Raw genomic sequence first — 17,048 nt, forward strand, 5'->3', positions numbered from 1 at the left:
GGGCCCCACCCGTTCCCATCCCGAACACGGCCGTTAAGCCCTGCAGCGCCGATGGTACTGCATTTGCGGTAGAGTAGGTCGTCGCCTTCTTCCCTTTACTAAGCTCCAATCATCTCCGATTGGAGCTTTTTTTGTTTACACGTCCCAACTCCTTTTTTTTAAGAAAAGCGCTGATGGAATGTTTATATTTGAGAAAATTGTTCGTTTTACAAAACTAGATAAAGGACACTAAATTGGATTTTCAAGATTTCTTAAAAGACTACAAAGAAAAACTTTCTGCAATATTTACAGAAAAAGATGACGCCGAAAAACAAACTCTTGTAAGAGGTATTGAGGATGAGACACTTAAAGAAATTCTAGACCTGTCACCTTTAAGTGCGTTTATACCCTCAGAATATGGTGGCTTTGGAGCAAATACCTCTGAGGCTTTAGCTATGTTGGAGGCTAGTTCTTATGAATCACTTCCACTTTCCCTGATGATGGGAATTAATGGTGCTCTATTTCTCCAACCCATTGCAAATTATGGTAATGAAGAGATCAAAAAAGATGTTTTTGATCGCGTAATAAACGCGAATAAATTGGGAGGATTGATGATCACGGAGCCTGATTATGGTTCTGATGCATTAAAAATGCAAACTTCATTTAAAAAAATGAGTGATGATACTTATAAAGTAGAAGGCTTAAAGCATTGGGGCGGACTTACAGGTATGGCCGATTATTGGCTTATTACTGCAAGAGGCTTGAATAAGAAAGGTGATCTTGGCCGTGATATTTCATTCTTCATTCATGATACAAGAAATGGAGGTATTGAGGTAGAGGAATATTACAATAATCTGGGCCTTTATATGCTTCCGTATGGCAAAAACAAGATCAATATAGAAGTAGATCAGTCTCATAAACTTCAACCTAAAAGTACCGGAGTGACTATGATGTTGGATCTTTTACATCGCAGTAGGTTGCAATTTCCGGGAATGGGAATGGGTTTTCTTAGAAGAATGATGGATGAAGCTCTTACTCATTGCAAAGAACGAGTTGTAGGTGGTCAAAGCCTCATAAATTATGACCAGGTTCGTCATAGAATTACAGAGATGCAGGCCTATTTTACGGTTTGTTCTGCCATGTGTAATTTTACAAGCACCAATGTGCCACTAGAAAAAAACACTTCCCGCATGGATATAGAAGGCAATGCAATAAAGTCATTGATAACAGATTATATGCAACGTGCTTCACAATCATTGCTTCAATTGAAAGGAGCAATGGGATATAGATTGGATAGTATTGCAGGACGATCAGTTGTTGACAGCCGACCTTTTCAAATTTTTGAAGGTTCAAATGATATCTTATATCAACAGATAACTGAGTCAGTGCTCAAGACGATGAGAAAAGTCAAAAATAATAACCTTCAAGAGTTCTTATCTGAATTCCATTTAACAGAAAGGTCTTCTGAATACTTTAAAGATGCTCTGAATTTTGAAGTAGATCCAAAGATGCCACAACGTAAGTTAGTGGATCTGGGCAAAGCATTAGGACGGATAATTTCTATTCAATTCACCTTAAATTTAGGTGATCAAGGATTTAATAAAGAGCTTATTCAAAATGCCGTTGAGATTCTTCAAGATGAAGTGAATGCAATTATAAACACCTATAAGCATGGCGGAGAAGCAAATTTGGTAGAAGATTATGAGATCGACAGTTCCTGGTTTAAATTTGCAACGGTGAATGCCTGATACTAAGATTGTAGTTATTTCCGGAGCAGGTATTAGTGCTGAAAGTGGTTTGGCTACCTTCAGAGATTCAGGAGGACTTTGGGAAGGATATAATATTGAAGATGTAGCTTCCCCCCAGGGTTGGCAGGAAAACCCCAGGAAAGTACTGGAATTCTATAATCTTAGACGAAAAAAGGCGGCGGAAGTCCAGCCAAATGAAGCCCATAAAGCACTTGCTGATCTGGAAGATGATTTTGAAGTAGTTATAGTTACTCAAAACGTAGATGACCTTCACGAACGAGCGGGCTCAACAGATGTCATACACCTTCATGGTGAATTGCGAAAAGCTCGAAGTGTCAAAGATGAGGCGCTGGTTACAGACATTGGCTCAGATCCAATACATTTAGGAGATTTGGCCGAAGACGGGTCACAACTAAGGCCTCACGTTGTTTGGTTCGGTGAAATGGTTCCTATGATAGAATTTGGAGCGAAGGAAGTTTCAGAAGCAGATATTTTGATTGTAGTAGGCACATCATTGGTGGTATATCCTGCAGCGGGATTGATTGAGTATACTAAACCTAATATCCCAAAATATATTATTGATCCTGCAGAACCACAGTTATTCAATCTGGATGGATGGGTTCACTATAAGGAAAAAGCAGGAAGCGGTGTTAAAAAATTAATTAAGAAACTTAAAAAAGAACATAGTTAAGAAAATGGTCAAGAAAGCAACGGAAGAAGAAAAAGGTGTATTAGAGCAATTCATGTTTCCCTATTATCATATAGCGAAGCGAATTCCATTGCTTCCGGGAAAGAACAATATTCAATTTGAAGCTGGACTTTTCGGAGTTACAGAAGAAGAATTGAAGAAATACCGGGAAAACTACGATGAAAATGCCCGCGAAGCAGCGCTCGAAATATTGAAAGATGATGACATTGTTGACTGTTTAGATAAGCTTCCCATGGATGGTGAAGAAACCATAGTAGCTTTTGGCGATTCTAACACAGAAGATGCTCAAGGTTGGTTTACCATATTAAAGCACGTACTTGAGATATCTACTGAAAAAGCTAATTTCAATTTTATAAATGCGGGTGTGTCATATAATACTACATCCGAAGCACTTCGGCGAATTGATAGGGACGTGGTGATTCACGAGCCGGATTGGGTGATTATTGCTTTAGGTACATTTGATGCACAACGACTAAATATTGCTCCGGACCGGACTTTACTTCCACTTTCTGAAACCTGGGAAAATATTGAAACCATTCAATCCATATTGGAAGCCAGGGTTGAGAATCCCTTGGTTTGGATAACCCCTGCACCCGTGATCCATGAAATGTTGGAAGAGAACCTTTTGTATGACTTTACTATAAAACCTCAAGATTTAAGTCAGGTACAGGAAGTAGTTTCAGGTAAGCAAGGTGCAATTATAGATTCTTCCTCAAAAAGAATGGGAGAAAAAGAACCACAGGCATGGAATTATTTGCCGGATGGTTTGCATCATTCATTATCCGGACATATGGAAACGGTAAAATCTATAATTAAAAAGCTGGCTTTACCTAAAGATTCAGCCTGAGATTAAGGACCTGTACAGTCGGTGTAATTTTTTGATTTACATTCAAAGCATCTATTTGGTACGTGCTGATTAAAGAAGGAGACAATAAGCCGAGGCTTGTCTTTTCATTCAAATGAATTCCTACTAATCCATTAGCCATATTTCTACTCTTTGCTGCAGAGAAAGAAGCCGAAGGGGTTATTCGTTCAGATAGTATAAATGCGTCAATTACCCCCACACCAAAACCGATCCATGCACCGGTCGCAGAACCGTATTTCAGCCCATCAATTATGGGTTCCTCTGCTATAAGCATAATAGAAGTACCAACTATTGCTCCGGCTGCTGCGCCATAAAAAGTGTCTAATAAGGCAATGATGCTTGTATTATTTCCATCATTAAACATGCCTGAAACCAAGAGATGCTGTCCGTTGCTGCTGATCACATCATAAGTACCTACGCCTATGCCATATAAAGTGCCAAATCCAACACCTACCCTTAAAGGTCCAAAATCGGAATTATTGGTTAAAGCCATTGTAGCTCCACCAAGAAGTGTTCCATTTACAGTCCCATTGAGAGTGTTTCCGGCTAAGAGTTCGATCGTTTGGGCTTTAGAAATCTTTGTTCCTGAAATGAGTAACGCTAAACAGAATAATAGGTAAGAAATTATACGCATTATGGTCTCAATGATTTTAATTTTAGACTAAGTTAGTAAATAATAGATGGCAATACCATTACTTACTAGCTTGGATCATTTAAAGCTACGGGAAGAACCTTCCCGTTATAGAACTGATGCCCGGTCAATACGAAATTTGACAGGTAATCTCCCATCTGTGCAGGAGAGACAGGGGCTTCAAATCCAGGAAAAGCTTCTGCTAACATTTCAGTTTGTACTGCTCCAATACATAAGCAGTTTACAGCAATGCCATCGTTAGCAAATTCGGCACCTAATACTTCAGATAGTCCAACTACAGCAGCTTTAGCAGCTGCATAAGCTGAGAAGCCTCCAAACTTCAAACTTCCCTGAAAACCAGACATACTGGAAATGTTTACAACATGACTGCCTTTTTTCAGTAAAGGTTGTAAGGCTTGAGTGAGTCGAACAATTCCAAATACATTTACATCCATTAGTTTCCTGAAAACAGAAAGATCTGTTTCTGAAAATGCTTCTCGATGAAAAGCACCTGCGTTATTGATGAGTCCATCTAAGGAATTATTTTCTGAAGCTACCTCAGTAATTTTTTGAATATCGTCTTCAACAGTAAGATCTCCGGCAACCGGAATTATATTTTTTGATTTATCTTCATGCGCTAGTTTTTTGAGCTTTTCTTCAGATCTTGCAGTGGCGATTACGGTATGACCGAGTGAGGCTAGCTTCAATGAGGTTTCATAGCCAATGCCTCTGCTTGCCCCTGTGATAAGGATAGTCTTTCCCATGCTTCAAAATTTTTTATTTTAAGTTTTAATCGGAAAAACAAATGTAAACATAAATAGTTCGGTTAACTTTACAGAAGCTTGGAAAAAGCGCTTTTTTAGTGGTAAATTTCTACTCACTTATAAACCATAAAGGAAGTTAAGGCTTAATGAGTATAAAAACTGGTAAATCGTTAGTGCCCAGTAATATAGAAACCCTAAAACCTTATGTGGCGGGTAAAACAGTAGCCGAGGTAGCCGATCTCTATAAACCCAAGAAAATTGCAAAATTAGCATCCAATGAGAATAGATTGGGATGCAGCCCCAAAGTAAAACCGGCAATTGATGAAGCCTTTAAACAAATTCAGGATTATCCGGATCCTATGGCTAGAAAACTGAGAGCGGCTATTGCTGACAGAAATGGGGTAAAGCCGGAAAATGTGCTGTTGGCTTCGGGCTCCGAAAGTATTATCTCAATACTATGTAAGACCTTTTTCTTAAATAAGGAAAATGCCATTACAGCAGACGCCACTTTTGTAGGATTTTTTGTACAGATGGGTGTTCGTGGTATTCATATGAAAAATATTCCGGTGACTTCCGACTATAAATTTGATGTAAAAGCCATCGCTAATGCGGTAGATGAAAACACGAAAATGGTATACATCGCTAACCCAAATAACCCAACAGGGACCTATTTGACCAAGGATGAATTTTCTTGGTTTATGAAACAGGTTCCCGAAGATGTATTGGTAGTTATGGATGAAGCCTATTTTGAATATGCCCAGGCTATTGAAGATTATCCGCATGCACTTGAGTACGATTATGATAACATCATTGTGTTGAGAACTTTTTCGAAGGCTTACGGGCTGGCAGGTTTTAGGGTGGGATACGCGATTGCTCATGAAGATCTAATCAAGAACATGATGAAAACCAAGCTTACGTTTGAGCCGACCACGCTTGGGCAAGCTGCTGCGCTTGCTGCATTTAATGATGATGAGTTTTTAGCAAAAAGCGTCAAAGTGGTTGAAGAGAGTAAGGAAAGACTTTATAAGTTTTTCGATGAACATGATGTGGAATATGTAGAGTCCATTTCTAATTCTGTTATGATGGTTTTACCAGATGAAAATCAGGCTATTGATTTCACCCAAAAGATGTTAGAAAAAGGCGTAATTTTACGTCGGATAAACGCATTCGGATTACCAAATTGCATCCGTATTACTGTGGGACTTTCAGATGAAATGGACCACTTTGAACAATCGTTTTTAGAAGTAATTAAAAAGTAAGTACGCACCTATTTATTTATGGCCAAGAAAAAAACGGCATCCAAAAAAACTAAGAAATCAGCATCCAACGTAGAATGGAAAGAAGTAGCCCGACTTATGCTTACATCAAGGGCTATGGATGAAAAAGAAGAAACCGAATTGGTTCCCAATAAAAAAGTGCTTTACCAGTTTTCAGCCCGGGGACACGAGCTTGGGCAGATCTTGCTAGGCAATTTATTAACCAATAAGCATGATGCTGCAAGTGCATATTACCGCTCGCGTCCCCTTTTATTAACCTTGGGACTATCCGAAGAAGATGCTATGGCTGCACCCATGGCGAAATCAGGTGGCTACAGTGATGGCCGTGATATTGGTGTTGTTTGTAACAAACCGGAAGAAGACGGCCCGAAAGTTTTACCAATGGCCGGAGATGTGGGCTCCCAATACACGCCTGCAATTGGCTGGGCTCAGGGTATTGAGTATCGTAAAAACGTACTTGGTGAAAAGGAATATGATAAAGCAATATCAGTAATTCTTGGGGGAGATGGTTCAGTTGCAACAAACGGCTTTTGGTCGGCCCTGACCATTGCTACCACGCAAAATCTTCCCGTACTTTTTTATATAGAGGATAATGGATATGGGATTTCGGTAACAAGTGAATATCAAACTCCGGGCGGAAAGATCAGTAATAATCTTCAGTCTTTTAATAACCTGAAAATTTATGATGGAGATGGAACGGATCCTGAAGAGGCAGCTTCATTATTAGAAGAATCAGTGGATTATGTGCGTAACCGAAAAGGGCCTGCCTTAATTCGGCTAACTGTACCAAGATTAAATGGGCATTCTTATCAGGATAATCAAGCCTATAAGGATGAAGAGTTGCTGAAAAAAGAGCAAAAAAATGATCCACTGAAAAAGTTGAAAGACTTTATGGTTCCTGGTCAGATCACAGAAAAGACCTGGAAGAGCTGGGAAAAGAAAGCCAAAGGAGCCATAGAAAAATCGGCAGAAGCAGCTTTAAACCGACCGGAGCCCGACACTTCTCAAACTGAAAAATATGCGTTTGCAGAAGAAGAAGTGCAGACCATTGGCGGACTTGTTGTAGAAGGGCATGAATTCCCTAAATCAACAGAAGAGCCAAACCCGGAAAAGCAGCGGATCAATATTGTTGAAGCCATCCGACGAACATTGAAATATGAATTGGAAACTAATCCAAAGCTTATGGTTTTTGGGGAAGATGTTGGGATGAAAGGAGGAGTTCATGCCGCAACAATGGATCTTCAGTCTCAATTTGGAGAGGAACGTGTTTTTGATACCAGTCTTTCTGAGGAAGGAATTATTGGCCGTGCGGTTGGTTTAGCTTATTCGGGACTAATGCCGGTTGCTGAAATTCAATTTAGAAAATATGCTGATCCTGCCACAGAGCAACTCAATAATTGTGGAACAATCCGGTGGAGAACAGCTAATCGCTTTGCTGCTCCAATTGTAGTTCGTATGCCCGGTGGATTTGCTAAATGTGGAGATCCATGGCATAGTATGAGTAACGAGGTATTTTTCACCCATGCCATTGGTTGGCAGCTGGCCATGCCCAGTAATGCTGAAGACGCAGTAGGACTTTTGCGTTCGGCTATGCGTAGCAATAACCCTACTATCTTCTTTGAACACCGAAATCTATTGGACGCAAAATATTCCCGAAAACCTTATCCCGGAGATGAGTTTATCGTACCTTTTGGAAAAGCTAAAAAGCTGAAAGAGGGTGATGATATTACAATAGTAACCTGGGGAGCGATGTGTGAACGAAGTGAAGAGGCTGTTGAAAATCTTGGAATTTCAGCCGATGTATTAGATTTGCGAACACTTATGCCGTGGGATAAAGAAGCCGTTTTAGAATCAATTCGTCGAACAAGCCGATGTTTGATCGTTCATGAAGATAACAAAACTGCAGGTTTTGGAGCCGAGATAGCAGCGGTACTTGTGCGTGATGCTTTCACCTATCTGGATGCCCCGGTAGAGCGCATCACGATGCCCGATATTCCTGTTCCTTATAATGTTGGGCTTATGGAGTCGGTGTTACCAACTACTCAAAAAATAGCAGATAAAATTCAAGATCTTCTCTCTTTCTAAGCTCATTGAAATTTGTTACATGAGGCTTTTTTAATTTTGAGCTGATAGAGTTTTCTATGAGTAATCTCTACTTTAAGGGGCATTCAAAATAAAAAAAGAGCTTTGAGACTCGGTACTAAAATTATCATTGGCTTTATCTGTATTAGCCTGCTGTTGGTTTTTATTGGATTTATATCTGATAAATTCACTTCTGAAATCAGGCAAGAACAGTTGCGCTCTGTAAATGAAGCATCTCAGGTTGTAATCTATACCGGAGATATGGAGCGAAGTCTGTTTCAAAGCCTGATCTTTTTAAATAGCATTCGTGAAGCTCTAATTGTTGAAAAAGATTACAACACAATTCAGAAATTACCTGCTGTAACCAACCTTACCTCACAATTTGATACAGAGCTGGAACAATTTGAGTCTGCCTTAGGAGAATTAGAATTGTTATTGGGGAATAATGAGAGTTTGCCTGAAGATGTAAACGAGCTTCTTATGAGCTATGAAGTTTACAAGTCTATTTCAAGGGAGTGGTTGAGTTTGGGAGAGGAAAATTCCACTCAAGCTAATCTGATGTTTATAAACTCTATTGAACCATATTTCAGGAATAATATTATTCCTGAAATCACTCAGTTAAGGAACTATGTTCTTGAAATTCAGCAAGATAGGAATCAGTTATTAGATGAGTCGTTAAAACAAGCGGCAAGTGTAAACTATTTTGCCACAGCATTTTCGGTCTTTCTGGCAATTGTATTGGCTGTATATATTTATAGGTCTATTGCAAACCCATTATCAAGAGTGAGTAACTCGGCTAAGATGATCGGGGAGGGTAAATTGGATGAGCGGATCAAAGTTACTTCAAATGATGAAATAGGGGAACTTGCAAAAGCCTTCAATACAATGGCCGCAGGCCTTCAAAAGTCTACGGTTTCTAAAGCTTATCTGGATAATATTATTGAATCTATTCAAGAAGCCTTATTTGTAGCAGATAATGATGGAGTATTATTAAAGGCTAACTCTGCAGCAGCAAAGCTTGTAGGTTATGGAATAGATGAAATGATGAATAAGCCATTGTCTATGGTTTATAACTTTTCGGAAATGGGTGAGGTGTATAGTGAAAAACATAGTACTGATCATTCATTTGAGTTTTCTTTAGTTCATAAGAACAGTCATAGTATCCCGGTTTTATTTTCTGAAGCCGAGCTATTAGATAATCAAGGAAATAAAGTTGGTAGTGTTGCAGTGGCAAGTGATATTTCTGAAAGAAAAAAAGCAGAGAAAAAAATTCGAGACTCGCTTAAAGAAAAAGAAGTGATGTTAGCTGAAATTCACCATAGGGTGAAAAATAATTTGGCGGTGATTTCAGGCCTGCTTCAACTGCAAAGTTTTAAAGCTAACAATACAGATGTTGAAAAAGCACTTGGCGACAGCCAGATGCGAATACAGTCCATTGCATTGGTTCATGAAATGTTGTATAAAAGTGAATCCCTTGCCTATATCAAATATGACAAATATATAAATGATCTGCTTCAGGCTATTAGCAGCATGCATATGAATGATGGTAAGCATATAAAGCTGGTCGCTGAAGTAGATGAGTCAATTTCATTAAGTGTAAATCAAGCCATTCCCTGTTCCCTTTTAATAAATGAACTTGTCGTAAATGCCTTTAAACATGCTTTTAATAATAGTAAAGAAGGGGAGATCAAAGTAGGAGCGATTGATCAGGATGGAAAGATAATAATGACTATTTCTGATAATGGGAGTGGATTTGATATCGAGAAATTTACCGATTCCGACTCTCTGGGTGCTACTTTAATTAAAACACTGAGTATGCAGTTAAATGGTGATTTTGAAATTTTAAAAAGCCCCGGGTTTTCAGGGAGTGCATTTAGGATCCGGTTCAGTAAAAAACTTAATAAGCTATAAATCACATCTAAAAAAATAGGTAACAAAGCTTCTAAAAAATCGTAGCTTCGTCTTGGAGTTAATAAACTCCATTTAATTCAAATATGAAGCATATAATTAGGGCAATTAAAGGTTGTTAAATAAACGTTCCTATATATTATTACTATGCGGTTTAGTTGGGGTGATCAGCTACTTTTTTGTTCGTCCGGATGTTGAATTCTATGCATCAGGTTCTATAGAGCAAAGTAAAGCAGAGACTGAAAATAACATCTCAAAAATAGCTCTGTTAACAGGTTTTTCAACGGATAGCTTATCAATGATGTCTGTTCGCAGACAACATCTTTCCTACTTTAAATCTCTTAAAGATACCCTTGGTAGTGATGTTTCTCCAGCAATTCTAAATGAAAAGGGAATTCATATTCAAAGTTGGGAAACTATAATAGGAGTTCCCAAAAAGAGTAATGGGGTGTTTACAACACTTGATCAGTTATTTGATGAAGTAGGGAGGTTAAAATTAAATGTCTCAAACTCAGGAAAGATAATCAGGATAAAAAGTAATCCGGATAAGCCAAATCCCACTTTTATACAAGGAGATTCAATATTCACGATAGCTAAGTATTTAGTGGAGGGTGTTTTAGAATATGATTTGGAATCATATGAACTGATTCAGAATAACTTTGAAGAATCAATGGAGGGTGAGGGGCAAAACCCTGATAGACTCATAAATAATGGTCTTGAATCTGAATCACTAGAAATCACCTGGAAAAGTAAAAATGATACAGTTGGGTTACCCGAAAAACTAATCTTAAGATTACAACCTGTAGTCAGAGAGAGCAATGATGAACAAGGCTTTAAAACAGAGTTTGGGTATAGCATAGATTCATTTGCAGCACTTAATGAATTTGAGCCTGAGGACTTAAAGGCCGTTTCAGCAGGTAATGGAGACGATGACCTGTTGTTTTCTTATCTATTATTCAGTGCCTTATTTGTACTTGTCATATTTATTTTTTCTATAGGAATAAAAAATATCTTTAAAGGAAAAGTAGAATGGCGTAGGGCTTTAATAATTTTTATTGCTATGTCTGCAGGGGTTTATGGTTGGCGAGCTATCTATTACATGTACAGTTTTAATCCTTTTCTAAATAATGCCGGGATATTTGGCGGTACAATAAACAGTTTGATATTTGGTTTGGTCGTGGGCTTATATGCCGCACTGGCTTACATCAGTTGGGAAGCACTGGCACGATCTCAGAACCAACGTCAGGTTGATATTATAGATGCTCTATGGCAGCGCAAGTTCTTTGTTAGTGAAACCGGTGCCGCCTTGGTTCATGGTTATGCTTTTGGTGGCATAGCAATTGGGGTGATATCCTCGATCTTATATTTTTCAGGCGAATTTTTGATACAGGCAGACAGTCAGTTTGGATTTGCAGAAGCAAGCATCACTCCAAATTTACTTACCATAAATATGAGTTCTTGGACTACTACCTGGCTGGTAGGTATTGCACAAATTGGATTTGTTTATTCAATATTAAGGCATTGGATAAGCAGAAATTGGCTGTCAGGAATTTTGGCAATTTTTATCTCCGGTATTTGCATAAGTGTATTGGGCAGACTGATCGGTACAAGCGGTACGGTTTTTCATGATATGGTTATTTATATGGGAATAGCGGTCATATTCATTTATGCGATCCAAGAGTTTGGTTTGTTAACCGTTTGTACGGGATGGTGGTTCTTCTCGGTATTCTTTATGATTCAACCTTACATAGGATCTGATTCAATTCAAGTTGCATATGTAGCCTGGGTGCAAGCATTTGTTATGGCCGGCCCATTGATCTATGGCTTTATTGCTTACCGATACGGGGTCTCTGTTACAGAAGTAGGGGGTTATATCCCTGAATATGAGGAACGAATAGCACAGCATCTGCGGGTTGAAAAGGAAATTGAGATCGCTCGCGAAAGCCAGTATAAGTTAATGCCATTAAAAGCTCCACAAGTAGATGGTATTGATGTCTATGGTTTTTTCCTTCCTTCTTTTGAGGTAGGTGGCGATTATTTCGACTATGTAACGAGTGAAGATACATCCGGGAATCCAACCGCTCTGAATATGGCTGTTGTGGATGTTTCAGGTAAAGCCATGAGAGCTGCAATGCCTGCGGTTTTCACCAGTGGATTGCTTCTTTCAAGGATGAAGGATGACATGCCTGCTGAAATTTTATCTCGCATTACAGAACCCATTTTTCACCGAACGGATAAACGAACTTTTATTACCTGTGCTCTTGCCCGCTACGAGTTCGATACTATGAAAATGAGCATAGCAAATGCGGGACATTGCAGGCCGATCCTGAAACGGAATGGGATAGCGGAATACATTCATACCCCTGCTCCTGCTTATCCACTGGGAATAAAAAAGAATGTCACTTACAAAGCTGAAACTATTGCGATGAAAAAAGGAGATTTCTTCCTGCTTTATTCAGATGGTCTTCCAGAGGCAGTGAACGAAAAAGGTGAGCGCTTTGGGTTTGAAGAGGTGCCTCGGTTACTCGAATCTATTGCCACAGATTCTCTTTCTGCATACGAAATTGCACAAGAGATAAAACGTACTGTTCAAAAGTTTAGCAACTATCAATTGGCTGATGATACCACTATCATATGCCTGAAGATTTAACAATGTATCTTAGGATTTAAAAAACAAAAAGCACTTTAAAACTGTACCACCAAAAACAAGATTGTGTTACAGTGTTAAAGTATATTTCTCTCAAAAAAGTAAATCAAACTAATAAAACATGGCTCAAGAACAAGATTTCGAATTTAATGTTCCGCCACAGTTTGAGAAAGTCACGAAAAACATCCGCATAATTATAATTGGATTGATCGTTTTATTTCTCGGCTTTACAACATTTTTTACCGTAGATCCGGAAGAAGTGGGAATTGTAGTGCGGCTTGGTAAATATGTAAAAACCGTAGAACCAGGGCTGAACTATAAGATCCCTTTGATAGATCAGGTAGAAAAAGTACCAGTTGAACGACAACTAAAGCAGGAATTTGGGTATCGTACCGTAAGTACCGGAGTGCAAACCCAATATCAAAAAGCAGGATATGAAGACGAATCATTAATGCTAACAGGTGACCTGAACCTTGCCGATGTGGAATGGGTGGTTCAATATCGAATTAACGATCCATATTCTTATTTGTTCAAAGTAAGAAATGCCGAATCTACACTTTCTGATATTTCTGAAGCAGCCATGCGGCAAATTGTAGGCGACCGAACGGTAAATGAGGTATTGACTGTTGGCCGTGCTGAAGTAGCTATCGAGGCGCGAAATCTGATGCAATCACTGGTTTCAGAATATGAGCTGGGTATTACTATCGAGCAGGTAGTGTTGCAGGATATTAACCCGCCAAATCCAGTTAAGCCATCCTTCAACGCCGTTAATGAGGCTCAGCAAGAGCGTGAGACTCTCATCAACCAAGCAAAAGCGGATTATAACCGGGTAATTCCAAGAGCCCGTGGTCAGGCAGAGGCAACTATTCAAAAAGCCGAAGGTTATGCCTCAGAAAGAGTCAACAATGCGCAGGGTGAAGTTTCCCGATTCAATGATCTGTATGCGGAATACATTAAAGCACCTGAAGTGACGAAGCAACGAATATTCTTAGAAACTATGGAAGAGATAATCCCCAAAATGGGCAAGAAAATAATTACGGATGAAAGTGGAAGTAATGTGCTTCCGCTGCTGCAAATGCAGATAGACGGAACAGGTTCATCTTCATCTCAAAATAATAATGGAGGCAACTAATGAGTAAGTCAAAAAAAATAATCGCGGCCGTTATTGGAATTGCAGTATTTTTAACGGTACTCGATGGCCTTTATATTTTACATGAAACAGAACAGGCCATTATTACTCAGTTTGGGGATCCCGTTGGAGGAGAAGTAACAGCACCGGGTCTTAAGTTTAAGATCCCATTTATTCAAGACGTTAATTACTTTGATAAGCGATATCTGGAATGGGATGGTGACAGAAATCAAATACCAACGAAAGATAAGAAATTCATATTTGTGGATTCTTATGCCCGCTGGCAAATAACCGACCCATTGCAGTTTTATCAAAGATTAGGAAATGAACGTGGTGCACAATCACGTTTGGATGACATCCTGGATGGGGAAACCCGAAATGCTATTGCGTCTCACGATCTATTGGAAATTGTTAGATCGAGTAATCGAGAACCCGACACCACCGGTTCCTTAATGCTGGAAGTGGTCGAGGATTCTCTACAAGACATTGAAACGGGGCGGCAGCAAATTCAGGAAGATATTCAAAGACTGGCTAATGAAAGAGCTGAAGAACTTGGAATCGCCATATTAGACTTTAGAATCAAACGGGTGAGTTATGTGGAAGAAGTGCGCCAAACGGTGTACGATCGCATGATCTCAGAACGTAATCGAATTGCCGATGAATTTAGATCTGAAGGTCAAGGTGAAGCATCCCGTATTAATGGTGAAAAAGAGAGAGATTTAGCTCGAATTCAATCAGAAGCCTATCGCGAAGCAGAAATTATCAGAGGTGAGGCTGATGCCCGGGCAGCGGCTATTTACAACGCTGCATATAACCAAAATAATCAAGCTCGTGAGTTCTATTCATTCATACGCTCGATGGATGCTTATACCAAAACGATGGATAAAGAAACCAATATCATACTTTCAACAGATAGCGATTTCTTTCAATACTTGAATCAGATTGATTAGGATAATTAAGTCTTAATCGTATCTTTAAAAGCACGAGTGTTGATCTCGTGCTTTTTTTGTTTAAGACACTTTAAGTTCATGACTCGAAAAGAAAAATTTGCCCGGTTTATTGTCGGTATTATTTTGTTCATCCCGATCTATGCAAGCGGAATGTACTTTTTCTCAGAGACTGGAATTGGCTGGGTTGAAACGATACTTATTTCAGTGATGTGGTCGGGCGGGATGGTCGTTTTTGAAATCTGCTGGCAAAAAAGATCCACCAACAAAACATGATTATTTTTTCCCTATTGTAGAGACACAAAATCTTGTGTCTCTACAATAGGGGATCGATAATTAATTTACCCTCATTCCAGCGTTCTGTGTTGGAACGCAACTATTGAGCATCATTCTGCACCATCAAATACAACTGCACCACCCTCAGCTCATCGTACAAAACCTCCTCATTCAGCGCATCAAAAACGGGGCGTAATAGCTCGTGGCCATGCTTATCAAAAGCTTTGATGACGTTATCCATTTTCTCTTCACTCAAACCCGAAGCCTCAAGAATATTATCAGCAGGAATCGAATGTCCCGCTTTCACAAACTTGCTGATATAGCCAACCACGGTTCCTTCTTTAACCCCGATCTCTGAAGCAATTTCAGCCACCGTTTTCCCATCCCTAAACATTTGTCCGACTTGAAATGGCCGGCTATCTTTGCTCAGCGTTTTCTTTACTGATTTAGTTTTTTTATTTGTATCGGACTTAGATCTCTCATTTAGATCTTTTTTATCGCAAAAACTTTTGATCACTCCAAGAAAATCCTCTCCATATTTCTTTGCTTTGGCTCGGCCCACTCCATGAATATTAAGTAATCTCTCTTTGGATTGAGGGTAATAATACGCCATCTCAATCAGCGTGGTATCCCCAAAAATTATGAATGGTGGAATGCCTTGCTTACGTGCCAGATCCATCCGCTTTTCTTTCAGTAGTACAAATAATTCCCGGTTGAAATCCAGCGATTCTATATCAGACTTAGCGGAGGATTTACTTCTCTCTTTCTGAACCGGCTCCTCGACTACGCCAAATACTTCCTGATCTCCTTTCAGTATCTCCATGGCCTTTGGAGTGAGCTTTAAACTCTTGTGCTCAAATTCCCGGACAATTATATCTTGTTTCATAAGCTCACGGTACACCTGTTTCCACTCCGGTCGACTAAATTCCTTCCCGATTCCATAGGTTGAAAGTTTATTGTGATTGAATTTCAGCACTTCTTTCCGGCGTGAACCGAGAAGGATGTTCAGGATATGATTATATCCGAATCGTTGCTCTGTTCGGGCCATCGTGGATAGGAATTTTTGAACCGGAACTGTGATATTTTCCCGTTCGGGTGTATCGCCGGTGCAGAAATCACACATGCCGCAGTTTTGTTCATTGAAGTGCTCGCCAAAATACTCCAAAAGTTTGATCCGACGGCACTGATGCGCCTCAACATACCCCATCAACTTTTGCAAATGCTGCTCGGCAACGCGCTGTTCTTCCTCCTCTTTCTGATCGATGAAATAGCGGATCTTGGCGGCATCCCCATAACTGAACAGAAACAAGCAATCGGCCTGTAGTCCATCACGCCCGGCGCGACCAATTTGCTGATAATACGATTCAATATTTTTCGGCATATCGTGATGCACCACAAACCTTACATCCGGCTTGTCGATGCCCATCCCAAAGGCAATTGTCGCCACAATGATGTCCACTTCATCCCGAATAAACGCATTCTGGTTTTGCGTGCGGTCAGCTTCCCCAAGACCTGCATGATAGGGAAGGGCATTAAAACCATTTGCATTCAGATCCTGTGTTAGCTGATCCACCTGCTTGCGTGAAAAGCAATAAATAATGCCCGACTTACCTTCATGTCGTCTCAAAAAATTGATGGTCTGATGCAAGGGACTGCTTTTGCTGACTACATCCAGATATAAATTCTTTCGGTTAAAGCTCGCTACAAAAGTATTGGCATCAGCAAGGCCAAGTGAATTTGCAATGTCTTTTTGGACACGGGGAGTAGCGGTGGCGGTGAGCCCTAGAGAAACAGCATTATCAAAACGTTTGGTTACCTCAGAAAGCTGCCGATACTCGGGACGAAAATCATGTCCCCATTCCGAGATGCAGTGCGCTTCATCAATGGCCACGCATTCCACATTCAGTCCGGAGAGTAAATTCAGTACGTTGCCTTTTAATAATGTCTCCGGCGCAAGATACAGCAGATCCAGTTTATTTCTGCGGATCAGATCAAGGGTCGCTTCATAGTCCTGGGGCGAGAGTGAGCTGTTTAAATAGGAAGCTGAAATTCCATAAGCCGTGAGCTGATCAACCTGATCTTTCAT

Annotated in this window: 13 protein-coding genes and 1 rRNA gene; 11 read left to right on the forward strand and 3 right to left on the reverse strand. The window is 39.8% G+C overall.

Going from position 1 to position 17,048, the window contains the following annotated elements:
* The 4 genes from rrf to VFM80_RS09830 form a co-directional block, all read left to right on the forward strand.
* Positions 1-90: ribosomal RNA gene (gene rrf / locus VFM80_RS09815) — 5S ribosomal RNA — on the forward strand; the annotation flags it as partial.
* Positions 91-233: 143 nt separating this feature from the next.
* Positions 234-1,727, forward strand: a complete 1,494-nt coding sequence (locus VFM80_RS09820; protein ID WP_395071648.1) for an acyl-CoA dehydrogenase family protein — start codon at positions 234-236, stop codon at positions 1,725-1,727.
* Positions 1,720-2,418: an SIR2 family NAD-dependent protein deacylase gene (locus VFM80_RS09825; protein ID WP_395071649.1), complete on the forward strand. Its 699-nt coding sequence runs from the start codon at positions 1,720-1,722 to the stop codon at positions 2,416-2,418. The genes VFM80_RS09820 and VFM80_RS09825 overlap by 8 nt, the downstream gene beginning before the upstream one ends.
* A 4-nt stretch (positions 2,419-2,422) precedes the next feature.
* On the forward strand, positions 2,423-3,283 hold the full coding sequence (locus tag VFM80_RS09830) for an SGNH/GDSL hydrolase family protein (RefSeq protein ID WP_395071650.1): 861 nt from the start codon (positions 2,423-2,425) through the stop codon (positions 3,281-3,283).
* Here VFM80_RS09830 and VFM80_RS09835 read toward each other — a convergent pair.
* Both VFM80_RS09835 and VFM80_RS09840 read right to left on the reverse strand, forming a co-directional pair.
* The gene (locus VFM80_RS09835) at positions 3,267-3,935 is read right to left on the reverse strand and encodes a hypothetical protein (protein WP_395071651.1); all 669 of its coding nucleotides are present in this window, start codon (positions 3,933-3,935) and stop codon (positions 3,267-3,269) included. The two genes, VFM80_RS09830 and VFM80_RS09835, sit on opposite strands and share 17 nt — an antisense overlap.
* A 65-nt stretch (positions 3,936-4,000) precedes the next feature.
* Complete coding sequence (locus VFM80_RS09840; RefSeq protein WP_395071652.1) at positions 4,001-4,696, reverse strand: SDR family NAD(P)-dependent oxidoreductase; 696 nt, start codon at positions 4,694-4,696, stop codon at positions 4,001-4,003.
* Positions 4,697-4,842: 146 nt separating this feature from the next.
* On the opposite strand from VFM80_RS09840, the gene hisC reads away from it, so the two are divergent.
* The 7 genes from hisC to VFM80_RS09875 all read left to right on the forward strand — a co-directional run bounded on the left by hisC (position 4,843) and on the right by VFM80_RS09875 (position 14,962).
* Complete coding sequence (gene hisC, locus VFM80_RS09845) at positions 4,843-5,955, forward strand: histidinol-phosphate transaminase (protein ID WP_395071653.1); 1,113 nt, start codon at positions 4,843-4,845, stop codon at positions 5,953-5,955.
* 18 nt (positions 5,956-5,973) lie between these two features.
* Entirely contained in the window at positions 5,974-8,058 is a 2,085-nt protein-coding gene (locus VFM80_RS09850) for an alpha-ketoacid dehydrogenase subunit alpha/beta (protein ID WP_395071654.1), read from the forward strand.
* 102 nt (positions 8,059-8,160) lie between these two features.
* A complete protein-coding gene (locus VFM80_RS09855) occupies positions 8,161-9,966 on the forward strand; it encodes a histidine kinase dimerization/phosphoacceptor domain -containing protein (protein ID WP_395071655.1) in 1,806 nt (601 codons plus the stop codon).
* Between the two features lie 160 nt (positions 9,967-10,126).
* Complete coding sequence (locus VFM80_RS09860; protein ID WP_395071656.1) at positions 10,127-12,613, forward strand: PP2C family protein-serine/threonine phosphatase; 2,487 nt, start codon at positions 10,127-10,129, stop codon at positions 12,611-12,613.
* Positions 12,614-12,731: 118 nt separating this feature from the next.
* Positions 12,732-13,742 (forward strand): FtsH protease activity modulator HflK, encoded by a 1,011-nt coding sequence (gene hflK / locus VFM80_RS09865; protein WP_395071657.1) that lies wholly within the window; start codon positions 12,732-12,734, stop codon positions 13,740-13,742.
* Positions 13,742-14,689, forward strand: a complete 948-nt coding sequence (hflC, locus tag VFM80_RS09870) for a protease modulator HflC (protein WP_395071658.1) — start codon at positions 13,742-13,744, stop codon at positions 14,687-14,689. Before hflK ends, hflC begins: the two co-directional genes overlap by 1 nt.
* 78 nt (positions 14,690-14,767) lie before the next feature.
* A complete protein-coding gene (locus VFM80_RS09875; RefSeq protein ID WP_395071659.1) occupies positions 14,768-14,962 on the forward strand; it encodes a hypothetical protein in 195 nt (64 codons plus the stop codon).
* 100 nt (positions 14,963-15,062) lie between these two features.
* Here the strand turns inward: VFM80_RS09875 and VFM80_RS09880 are convergent.
* Positions 15,063-17,048: RecQ family ATP-dependent DNA helicase (locus tag VFM80_RS09880; RefSeq protein ID WP_395071660.1), on the reverse strand; the 1,986-nt coding region annotated here is incomplete at its 5' end.

It is taken from the genome of Gracilimonas sp. (assembly GCF_035704785.1).
GTDB lineage: Bacteria > Bacteroidota > Rhodothermia > Balneolales > Balneolaceae > Gracilimonas.